We start from the raw sequence: 9690 nt of genomic DNA, 5'->3' as shown, positions 1-9690 counted from the left end.
CCACCAGGTACGACAAGACCGCCCAGTCCTACACAGCAGCCGTCACCCTCGCATCACTCCTGATGTGGGCGTGACACTTTGACGACAACTCCTAGTGCAGGTGATCGGTCTCGTGCGGGGGTTCGGGGAAGGTCCTCGGTCACTGGCGGGATGTGGCTGTGGTCCGCCGCATGCCGACGGAATTTCTGACTGATGAGTGGGGTGAGGTGTACGGGAAGTTCGCGGAGGAGCCGACGTGGCCCGAGCTGGAGCGGTTCTTCTTCCTCGATGACGAAGACCCGAGGCTGATCGCGAAGCGGTGTGGGGGCCGCAACCGTCTGGGGTTCGCTCTCGAGATGTGCGCGGTGCGGTACATCGGGCTGTTTCTGGCGGACCCGGTAGCTGTGCCGTGGCCGGTAGTGGAGCATCTGGCCGAGCAGTGGGGGATCGAGGACGTCTCCTGTATCAAGGAGTACAGGGAGCGGCTGAAGACGGTGTATGAGCACGCGGGGGATTCGAGGCGGACGCCGGCCTGGTGCTCGGCCGTTCCGGGCGTTGCTGTACGGGCGGGTGTGGATGGTGGGCCGGGGCGGGCGGGGTCTTACGTGATGTACTTCAGTGTCCATCGCTGGTTGGGCAGTCCTTGGTAGTCCCAGATCTCGACCCGGGCGCTTTCCTGGCTGCCCCCGGAGTCGCGCTGGGGTTCCAGGGCGCGGCCGAAGAGGTTCGCGATGCGTGCCGGGCCGGACTGGTGCGCGGGGTCTACGTACCAGAGCTGGTCGGGGTTGGTGAAGCTGGTGTCACAGGGCGACAGCCATGTTGACCAGCCGTTGGGGCCCTGGGCCCAGCCCGCGAGGCAGTGGCCGTTCCTGCGGCTGACCACGTGGTAGCGGCCGTTGCCGTCAGCGATCAGGTCCCAGAGGAGGAACGCCTCGTTGTAGCAGTCCCAGAGCCGGACGCGGTCATCGCCGTAGGGGAAGCCCATACAGCGGCCCGTGCCGTAGTTCCTGATCTGGAACGGGCCGACCGCGCGCGGGGCTGATGCCGCCGGTGCCGACTGCGCGCGCGTGCGCGGCTCGGCTGCCCCTGCACCCGGAGCCGCCGCCGCGAAGGTGGCGGCCAGCACCGCCGCGAGTACGGCGAATCGCTTACGTGATGTCACGAGTCTCCCTCTGTTCCGACGCCCCGGGGCCGTAGCCTCAGGGTCCCGCAAGGCACCTGGCTCGACAGGGATGTCGCCGTGAAACTCCCCCAAGGGGTGAAAGGGCTCCGCCCTCTTGCGCCGCGCTCTTGTGGGCCACTCTTGTGGGTCACCTCGCTTCGTGGGTCGTTGTTGTTGATCTTCGGAGAGCTGTTGTGGCGGTCGGGTTCCTGAGGGATGAGCAGGCGGCCCCGTACGGGTCGTTCCGCTGGCGGAGCAGGGGCCCGTTCTGCGGGTGATGCGCCGCAGGCCGCACCCGGTGCGGGCGACGCAGGGGAGGAGGACCGGAAGTGGTCTGCGGTACGGCGCCTTCGCCGGGCACGGGCGAAGGCGGGCGGGCTCGGCAGGTCAAGAGGCGGACTGAGTAGCAAGGTCCACGCTGCGGTCGATGCGGCGGGACTGCCGCTGGTGCTCGTGCTGGCGCCGGGCCAGGCGGCGGACTGCCTGCAGTTGCGGGCGGTACTCGGCCGGGTCCGGGTCGCAGGTCCCAGGGGCCGCCCGCGCACCCGGCCAGGGGCGGTGGCCGCCGACAAGGCCTACTCGTCCAAGGCCAATCGCGCCTACCTGCGCAGACGCGGGATCACCGCTGTCATCCCGGAAAAGAACGACCAGGGCGCCAACCGCCGCGGGAAGGGCTCGGCCGGCGGCCGGCCCGTCGGCTTCGATGCGCACCGCTACAGGCAGCGCAACATCGTGGAGCGCTGCTTCCAGAAGATCAAGACCTGGCGCGGACTCGCCACCCGCTACGACAAGTCCCCCGAGAGCTACGAGGCAGGACTGCACCTCAGAGCATCGCTCATGTGGTTGAAGCACATCACCTCAACCACATGATCCAAACCCCGAACAGCCCCTAGTCGGCGGTCAGCGCGCCAAGCCGCTGGGTGATCCGCTCCAGGAGGTCCAGGAACAGCCCTCGCTCGTTGGCGCTCAATCCGTTGACCAGTGCCTCAAGCCGTGCGAAGTGATCCGCGGCCATGCCGTGCAGCCGCTGGGCGCCGCGCGAGGTGAGGACCACCACCGCGTTGAGCAACGTGTCCGGGGGAGGGACGGCGGTGAGTGTCCGGTGAGCCGTGCCGGTGTGTGGTGGGCGAACCACTCGGTGACCTCCTTCAAGAGCCGTTCGGCCCGATCTTGCAGGACCTGGTCCCCTTCAAGATTCGTCGCTGTCTGAGGAAGTGTCAGGACTGCAGGACAGTCGCAGCGTTGAGTACGGCTGCCACAGGTGTTGCCACACGGAAGGACAGGACGGCCCATGAGCGAGCAGGTGTCCATCTCCCGCAGAAGCAAGGTCCATCGGCCCCGCGGTCTCACCTCAGGGCGGCGAATACCGCTGAAGCGAGCGGTCCTCGTCAGCACGGCGGCCCTGGGCGTGACGATTGCGGCTGTCGGGACGCCTGCCTTCGCCGACCAGGGAGAGGTCGGCCAGATACGTGCCGCGGGCAGTTCCGCCCTGCAGCGCACCGCCATGCCAGCCCCGGTCTCCGCGACAGCCAGCGCGGTGTGCACCAAGAACCAGATCTCGATCAACCGGTACAGCGAATGCCAGTGGCTCACCGTCCACTTCGACATCTACAAGCAGGTCGCCGGGAAGCCCTCATTGCGCGGCACTGTCGAGTTTGACGTCAAGCACAAGATGACCCTCAAAGCGAAGTCCACGACCTGGTCCGAGACGCTCGAGCTGACCAAGGCCAAGACCACAGGTGTCGGCAAGGGCTCCCGGATCAACATCGCCGCCACATCGAAGAGCGGTACCAAGGCGCAGGTCACCTTCGCCCAGGGGCGCACCCTTGATGCTGCCGCGCGCGGCAGCGTCAGCTACACGACCGGCGCGATCGCCAAGAAGAAGGTCAATGCCAAGGCCAAGACCACGTACACCTTCACGGCCTCCAAGCCCGGCTATCAGCCCGGTGTCGTCTCCTACGGCTCGGCCACCTACCGGTGCGACAACTTCTACGGCACCAGCGGATGCGCCTTCCCCGATGCCCCGACCGGCGTCTCCATGATCAATCAGCCGCGCATCGCCGAAGGCATACGCAAGCTTCGCGAACGCGGCGGCCACTACGGTGACCCCCACGGCGGCAAGCCCCTGCGCTGGATGACCAACAGCAAGCAGAAGGCCGCCAACCGCAAGGCCGTATGCTCCAAGACCCCGCCGACAGCCGACAAGAAGGCCGGCCGGACATCCTGCGACGAGTACCCCTTCGCCAGCACCTACGAAGGAGGCACCAAACTCCCTGCGAAGCAGCGCACGATCACCTGGGTCAACAAGGCCGAGAACGACAGCCAGGGCGCCACGATCACCAACTGGCGCCGCGCCTACCACGTCATGGACAAAGACCCCTTCTACGTGATCGTCTGAAGCATCACGCGACCCTGCCCCCATCAGTGTGCCTCCCTGCCCGCTGGGGAGGCACACCCCGGTTGCGGAAGATCAGGAGCCCACATGCTGGTCCATGAAGCCCAGTTCACCCTCGACCTCGGCGAGAGTGGATACCTCATCGGCTTCACCGAGCACGACGACTACCCCGACGACATGCCCTACGGCTGGCGCTGCGGTCCGGCCGGAACTGACAGTGCCGTCGTCCTGCCCACCACCGAAGACGGGCCCCTGCTCCTCACCCTGCAGATCCATGACAGCCAGCCCGCCCCCGAACCGGACACCGGCTGGGAGGCAGCGGAGGAACTCAGCCTGTTGGCCGACCGCTCACCCCTGTACCTCGCCACCCTGGACCCCGGAGAGACCACTGATGCCTGGCCCGATGACCTCCCCGGTCTGGAGCTGCCCCCGCCGTTCTCGCACGACGGCTGGGTCCGCATGCGTCTGTACTGTCAGACCGACGATCCCGAACCTGGCGTCGGCGACCACGCAGAACGCCACCTGATCCAGTTCTGGCGGGCACCGGCCGCGGACCCAGTGCACCCTGCCCTGAGCGAGGACGACCACCAAGCCCGCGCCGCTTACCACACCGCCCGGACCGGGCCAATGCAGGAATACACCCTCGACTTCCCTCTCTAGATCCCAGCCCGGGGACTGGCGAGACGCGAGAGTGCCAGATGCCGGTGAGGCTCTTGAGGCTCCAGCGCCTGGCGGGGCGAGACAACCGGATCGGACCCGCGTATGGCGTGAGTGCTGGCCGTCGTGGAACAGGGCCGGGGGCAGTTCGTCGCGATCGCCTGCCTGGCCGTCGATGCCCAGCAGGGCCACCGGCGGAATTGACTGGCCTGCAGGAACGTGGCTTGTGCCGGGTGTTGATCCCGTGCGGCTGTGTCCGCGATCTCGGGTGATGACCGCTGACGGGTGCCAGCTGTGGTGCGAGTGCGGGCAGAGCCGTGATGTCCGGCCGGCCGTTGACCGCGTTTTGTCACCTGGGCAGGCCCATGTGCGTCGGTGGTACCCCTCTCCCATGTGGGCAATGAGGTGGCTACGGCACCTCACTGCGCGCGGGAATCGGATCGCTATGACCGGAGTTGGTGAGGGAAGTTTGCCGTTTAGGGAAGTTAGCCGTTTCAGGAGGGGTTATGCGAGCGATTCAGGTTTCCGAGGTGGGCGGTGCTGAGGTGCTGCGGCTGGTCGACATTGATCGACCGGTGCCGGGCCCGGGTCAGGCGGTCGTGGAGGTGGCCGCGTCCGGCGTCAACTTCCTCGACGTATACCACCGCCAGGGCCGGTATACCCTCCCGCTGCCCTTCACCCCGGGCACTGAGGGCGCGGGCACGGTCCTCGAGGTGGGACCCGGCGTCACCCATGTCGCTGTGGGAGACCGGGTCGGCTGGGTGGAGATTCCCGGCACCTATGCCGAGCGGGCTGTCGTGGACGCCTCCCGGCTGGTGCCGCTGCCCGACGGCGTCGGCTTCGAGGCCGCCGCTGCCGTGCTGCTGCAGGGCATGACGGCGCATTACCTGGTCAAGGACGCCTACCCGGTCCAGCCAGGTGACACGGTGCTCGTGCACGCTGCTGCCGGCGGCATGGGGCTTGTGCTGACCCAGCTCATCACGCATCTCGGCGGCAGAGTGATCGGCACGACCTCGACACCGGAGAAGGCCGAGCTGGCGCGGCGCGCCGGGGCCGCCGAGGTGATCCTCTACTCTGCGGTGGACGATCTCGCGGCCGAGGTGAAGCGGCTCCATGGCGGCCAGGGCCTGCCTGTCGTCTTCGACGGCGTCGGCAGGGACACCTTCGATGCGAGCCTGGCCAGCCTGCGAACCCGCGGCCACCTGGTGCTCTTCGGCGCCGCGAGTGGTGCAGTGCCGCCCTTCGACCCCATCCGGCTCGCCCAGGGCGGTTCGCTGACCCTGATCCGGCCAAGCCTGGGGCACTTCATCGCCGATCGGTCCGAGCTGCTCCGGCGCGCCGCCGACGTGCTTGAATGGGTGCGCACCAAGGCGCTGGAGACCACCGTGACGGCCCGCTACCCGCTCGCCGAGGTCGCCCAGGCTCACCGCGATCTGGAGGCTCGGCGTACCACCGGCAAGCTACTCGTCATCCCCTAGGGCCACCGGCGGAATTGACTGGCCTGCAGGAACGTGGCTTGTGCCAGGTGTTGAGCCCGTGCGGCTGTGTCCGCGATCCCGGGTGATGACCGCTGACGGGTGCCAGCTGTGGTGCGAGTGCAGGCAGAGCCGTGATGTCCGGCCGGCCGCCGACCGCGTTTTGTCACCTGGGCAGGCTCATGTGCGTCGGTGGCACCCACTAGCTGGGAGGTGCTACCGAGGGCTTCGCGCCCCGCTCCGGCTGGTGGGCAGGGGTTACGGAGCCGGGATGGTGCGCCCCTGCTCGGCTGCGGCTTCGATGGCCTGGCTCTGCACCGTGTGGGGTGCGCGCTCGCCTCTCAACACCGCCTCGGTGAAGACGATGGCCGCGGGCGGCATGGTGGAGGAGGAGAGGAGGGGGCCATCTGTGGGCATGTCCAGCGTGGTGGCCTCTGGCGGGATAGCGTCGTGCACGCGGTCCTGGACCGGCAGTGGGTGCAGCCCGGCGCTTGAGCGGGGGCGGGCAGCTCTTGCGAGGGGGCAGGCGTGCTTGTCCGGTGCTCGCCACACTGTGTCGTGGCTGTTCGTGCGCCTGGCACGAGATGTGCCGGGCGTCTTCGTCCTCTGGCTCCGTGGGTTCGCGCTGAGGGGGCCTCGGGTTTTGGACGTTGCCGTCTACCCTGGCGGCAGCTGTATGAGGGCAAGGCCAGGCACTCCGGCCGGAATACCGCCCCATCGGTGCCGGTGCCGGGTGTCGGCGGCGTGTTCCGGGCGGCGCCAGATGGCCCGCTCCCGGCGGGCCGTCAGACCGCGTGACCGGACGCTTCCCTCGGCTAGGAGTGTGAGGTTGTGGTGAGGGTTGCGCCTGTCTGTTGCGCTGGATGTTGCGCCCAGGGGTTGCGCTAGATGGTGCGCGGCCTGCCGGAGCGTCCTTGTGCCGGTGCAGGTCACCACCCGGTTGTGCCGTGGTCGGGGTGCTGACATCCCCGTTGCGGCTGCTTTCGCCCATGTCCTTTGGCGTGGGGAAGGAGTAAGGGGCGGGCGGGATAGGGCGGCGCGGCCGTGGCCGGGGACCGGGCACGCGCGGCCGTTTCCGCGTCGGCCGGGGCCTTCGCGCCGCGCCGCTGTCAGCCCGGCCGCGGCAGGCCAGGACGAAAGCCGCCGGACGAAATGGAAGCGCAGCCTTTTTGACGCCCCCGGGCTGTTTCCGTTCGTTGTGGCCGAAGCGCAAGCCCTCCCAGGGCGCCGTCGGCGCGGTGAGCTTTGGCTCACCCGTCTGAGGGGAGACGGCACGGACGTACCCGGGGCGACTGGACGCGGCAAGGCGGTCACCAGCACCAGAAAATGATGCGCGGCGCCCGTGTGTTCCGTCGGCACGGACATACCTCAGCCAGGCGGCTCAGGGGAGCGTCTTACAGTTCCAGCAGGGCCCAGCGCCGGTTCCCCGCCTCGCCGCGTTCGGTGTCGGCGCCGCAGGACAGCACCCCGAGCGCGGCAACCTCCTCCAGGAACGTCTCGTCGCCCTGGCCTGGTCCGCCGCCTTGGTGGGAGAGGGCCATGATCAGGGCTGCGCCGTCCTGGTCGGCCACGTGGACGGTGATGCGCTGCCCGCCGTCACCCAGCGCGGCCCCAGCCAGCAGGCGGGTGACCGCGGTGTACTGCTCCCGCTGTGCGGCGCTGGCGAGGTATCCCCAGGAGCGCAGCTGTTCGACGACCTTGGCCGCGGCCCTGGCCGTCGACCAGGGAGCGCATTCCAGGGCCCAGTTGGCGGCGCGCCGGTTGGCGATCAGCGCGGCTGGACGGCGGCGGGCGGGTGGCGTGCCGGTCCGCTTCTGTAGCGGCGTCAGCGGGTCGGGAGGCGGCGGCGAGGGAGGCTTCTTCGGCGGGGGCGGGGTCTTGGGCGGATAGTCGGGCCGAGGCTTCACAGGGGTGTCCTGCCGTGCGTCGTCCATGAAGCGAAGGTACTCCCGAACAGCAGGCAGAGACCCGGTACTTCACGATGTGCCCCACCGCGCCCGCAGGCGAGGCAGGAGCCCGCCTCCCACCCCTCTCAATGAGGCTGGCGAGGAAGATCCCTGACGGCGCGGTCAGCCGAGACCCCGATAACGCTGCCGGCCATCCCTGCACGGCACTCCCTGGCCGTGCCGTAGCCGTAGGTGGTCTGAGGCGGCCAGCCCCCGACCACCATCTGCGGCTGCCGCGGCCGCACACCGGCGCGCTTATCCACCGTTGAGCCGCTGTTGATCACCAGAGGCCAGCTTTCTCCGTGACGCCCCGGCGTCGTCGCATCCATGCGGCACGTAAAACACGTACGACACATGCGACGCGTACGACATGAGAGTCCGCGAGAGACAAGGAACCACCAGGTGTCACAGCAGCAGCCCGGCCGCCGCACCGCGCTCAAGGCCGCAGGAGCCGGCGCCCTAGCCGTCGCCGCCGGTGCCGTAACCGCCACCCCGGCGTCCGCCCACGACAGCACGAGCGCGCTCCGAGGCGAGCACGCGCTGGCCGCACAGCTGCGCCGCGCGCTGCCCGACGACCGGGTACTGGTCCGCGGGGACGCGGCCTACGACGTGGAGCGCGCCGCCTACCACCGGGTCATCGACCACCACCCGGCGGCGATCGTCCTACCAGGCCACGCCGATGACATCGCCACCGCCGTGCGCATCGCCTCCCACCATCGTCTGCCGATCGCCGTGCAGGCCACCGGCCACGGCATCTCCCGCTCCGCACACGGCGGGCTGCTCATCAACACCCGCCACCTCAAACGCATCCGCATCGACGCCGCCAAGCGCACCGCCGTGGTGAGCCCCGGCGTCGTCTTCTCCGAACTCATCGACACAGCGGCCGCCCACGGCCTGGTACCTGCCACCGGCTCGGCGGTGGACGTCAGCGTCACCGGATACACCAGCGGCGGCGGCCTCCCGGTGATCGGACGCACGGTCGGTTTCGCGGCCGACCACGTCACCCGCATCGACCTGGTCGACGCCAAGGGACGGCGGCGCAGACTCACCCCGCACCGCGACGCCGACCTGTTCTGGGCGGTGCGCGGCGGCAAGTCCAACTTCGGCGTGATCACCGAAATCGAGACGGCACTCTTCCCCCTCACCCGCCTGTACGGCGGGAACATGCTGTTCACCGGCGCCATACCCGAACTGCTCAGGGCCTACCAGAAGTTCACCCGCAACCTCACCGAACGCATGACGACCTCACTGGTGATCGTGAACGTCCCCGCCAACAGCCCGGCCTTCCCCGAACCGCTGCGCGGCAAGACCCTGGCCAAGCTGTGCGTCGCGTTCACCGGGGAGGCGGCCGAGGGCGAGAAACTGCTGCGCCCGCTGCGCGCCCTGGGTCCCGCCCAGGACAGTGTGGCCGAGATGCCGTACACCGACATCGCGAAGATCTACGCCGACCCGGCGGGCCCGATCCGTACCCGCGAGCGCGCCGGTGCGCTGCGGGCGCTGGACGACGCGACGCTGCGGCGCCTGCTGCGGGCCGCGGGCCCCGATGCCGACCGGCCCCCGATGATTGTCGAGATCCGTCACCTCGGCGGTGCGCTCGCCCGGGCCCCCCAGCACCCGAACGCGGTCGGACCGCGTGATGCCGCGTTCAACCTGTTCGTCGCGGACGTGGCACCGGACCCGGGCAGGGACGCCGCTCTCGAAGCCGGGCAGGAGCAGCTCTTCGACATCCTCGGCCCCTCGCTGACCGGGCACACACAGCCCAACTTCCTCACCGACCACGACAAGACCGCCACACGGGTACGCCGCGCCTACCGGCCGCGGGACTACGAACGCCTCACGACCCTCAAGCGCCGCTACGACCGGCACAACCTCTTCCGCGTCAACCACAACATCCCGCCCGCGGCCTGAGGGGCCAGCAACGAGCAGGCATCCGGCCCGGCCGATCCGGCCCGGGCCGACACCGCGCCCACAGGCCGGGGCACCGCACCGCACGTGCCGAGCAGGGTAGCCAGGCCCCCGGGCGTGTGAGTGGTCCCGGCCACGCCGCCCTGCGTGTCCTACGGTGCCGGGGAGCTC

General features: G+C 69.3%; 8 protein-coding genes and 2 pseudogenes. 6 read left to right on the top strand and 4 right to left on the bottom strand.

Features of this window, described 5'->3' with window-relative positions:
• Window positions 1–170 precede the first annotated feature (170 nt).
• Window positions 171–582, top strand: a pseudogene (locus AC07A4_RS40335) (DUF4158 domain-containing protein); the annotation flags it as partial.
• Here AC07A4_RS40335 and AC07A4_RS40330 read toward each other — a convergent pair.
• The gene (locus tag AC07A4_RS40330) at window positions 581–964 is read right to left on the bottom strand and encodes an RICIN domain-containing protein (protein WP_478609308.1); all 384 of its coding nucleotides are present in this window, start codon (window positions 962–964) and stop codon (window positions 581–583) included. The pseudogene AC07A4_RS40335 and the gene AC07A4_RS40330 overlap by 2 nt on opposite strands.
• A gap of 489 nt (window positions 965–1453) precedes the next feature.
• Between AC07A4_RS40330 and AC07A4_RS40325 the strand changes: the two are divergent.
• Window positions 1454–2011, top strand: a pseudogene (locus AC07A4_RS40325) (IS5 family transposase); the annotation flags it as partial.
• Between the two features lie 19 nt (window positions 2012–2030).
• On the opposite strand, the gene AC07A4_RS40320 reads toward AC07A4_RS40325, so the two are convergent.
• Entirely contained in the window at window positions 2031–2276 is a 246-nt protein-coding gene (locus tag AC07A4_RS40320; RefSeq protein WP_478609301.1) for a hypothetical protein, read from the bottom strand.
• Window positions 2277–2432: 156 nt separating this feature from the next.
• On the opposite strand from AC07A4_RS40320, the gene AC07A4_RS40315 reads away from it, so the two are divergent.
• The 3 genes from AC07A4_RS40315 to AC07A4_RS40305 all read left to right on the top strand — a co-directional run bounded on the left by AC07A4_RS40315 (window position 2433) and on the right by AC07A4_RS40305 (window position 5671).
• Window positions 2433–3539 (top strand): NucA/NucB deoxyribonuclease domain-containing protein, encoded by a 1107-nt coding sequence (locus AC07A4_RS40315; protein ID WP_478609299.1) that lies wholly within the window; start codon window positions 2433–2435, stop codon window positions 3537–3539.
• An 84-nt stretch (window positions 3540–3623) separates the two neighbouring features.
• Window positions 3624–4196 (top strand): hypothetical protein, encoded by a 573-nt coding sequence (locus AC07A4_RS40310; protein WP_478609298.1) that lies wholly within the window; start codon window positions 3624–3626, stop codon window positions 4194–4196.
• A 503-nt stretch (window positions 4197–4699) separates the two neighbouring features.
• Window positions 4700–5671 carry a quinone oxidoreductase family protein gene (locus AC07A4_RS40305; RefSeq protein ID WP_478609297.1) on the top strand — a complete coding sequence of 324 codons (972 nt, stop codon included), beginning with the start codon at window positions 4700–4702 and terminating at the stop codon, window positions 5669–5671.
• Window positions 5672–5926: 255 nt separating this feature from the next.
• Here AC07A4_RS40305 and AC07A4_RS40300 read toward each other — a convergent pair whose 3' ends face one another.
• Window positions 5927–6085: a hypothetical protein gene (locus tag AC07A4_RS40300; RefSeq protein ID WP_478609295.1), complete on the bottom strand. Its 159-nt coding sequence runs from the start codon at window positions 6083–6085 to the stop codon at window positions 5927–5929.
• A 977-nt stretch (window positions 6086–7062) separates the two neighbouring features.
• Window positions 7063–7602: a hypothetical protein gene (locus AC07A4_RS40295; RefSeq protein ID WP_478609293.1), complete on the bottom strand. Its 540-nt coding sequence runs from the start codon at window positions 7600–7602 to the stop codon at window positions 7063–7065.
• A 414-nt stretch (window positions 7603–8016) separates the two neighbouring features.
• Between AC07A4_RS40295 and AC07A4_RS40290 the strand changes: the two genes are divergently transcribed.
• Entirely contained in the window at window positions 8017–9522 is a 1506-nt protein-coding gene (locus tag AC07A4_RS40290) for an FAD-binding oxidoreductase (protein WP_478609291.1), read from the top strand.
• The last annotated feature ends 168 nt before the right edge of the window (window positions 9523–9690 follow it).

Source organism: Streptomyces sp. NPDC043996, assembly GCF_056435225.1.
This window is presented reverse-complemented; position numbering and strand designations above follow the sequence as displayed.

What these genes read in the sequence shown, in the direction of transcription:
- AC07A4_RS40330 (WP_478609308.1), bottom strand. Translation starts at nt 964, where the DNA reads ATGGGCTTCCCCTACGGCGATGACCGCGTCCGGCTCTGGGACTGCTAC.
- AC07A4_RS40315 (WP_478609299.1), top strand. Translation starts at nt 2,433, where the DNA reads ATGAGCGAGCAGGTGTCCATCTCCCGCAGAAGCAAGGTCCATCGGCCC.
- AC07A4_RS40310 (WP_478609298.1), top strand. Translation starts at nt 3,624, where the DNA reads ATGCTGGTCCATGAAGCCCAGTTCACCCTCGACCTCGGCGAGAGTGGA.
- AC07A4_RS40305 (WP_478609297.1), top strand. Translation starts at nt 4,700, where the DNA reads ATGCGAGCGATTCAGGTTTCCGAGGTGGGCGGTGCTGAGGTGCTGCGG.
- AC07A4_RS40300 (WP_478609295.1), bottom strand. Translation starts at nt 6,085, where the DNA reads ATGCCCACAGATGGCCCCCTCCTCTCCTCCTCCACCATGCCGCCCGCG.
- AC07A4_RS40295 (WP_478609293.1), bottom strand. Translation starts at nt 7,602, where the DNA reads ATGGACGACGCACGGCAGGACACCCCTGTGAAGCCTCGGCCCGACTAT.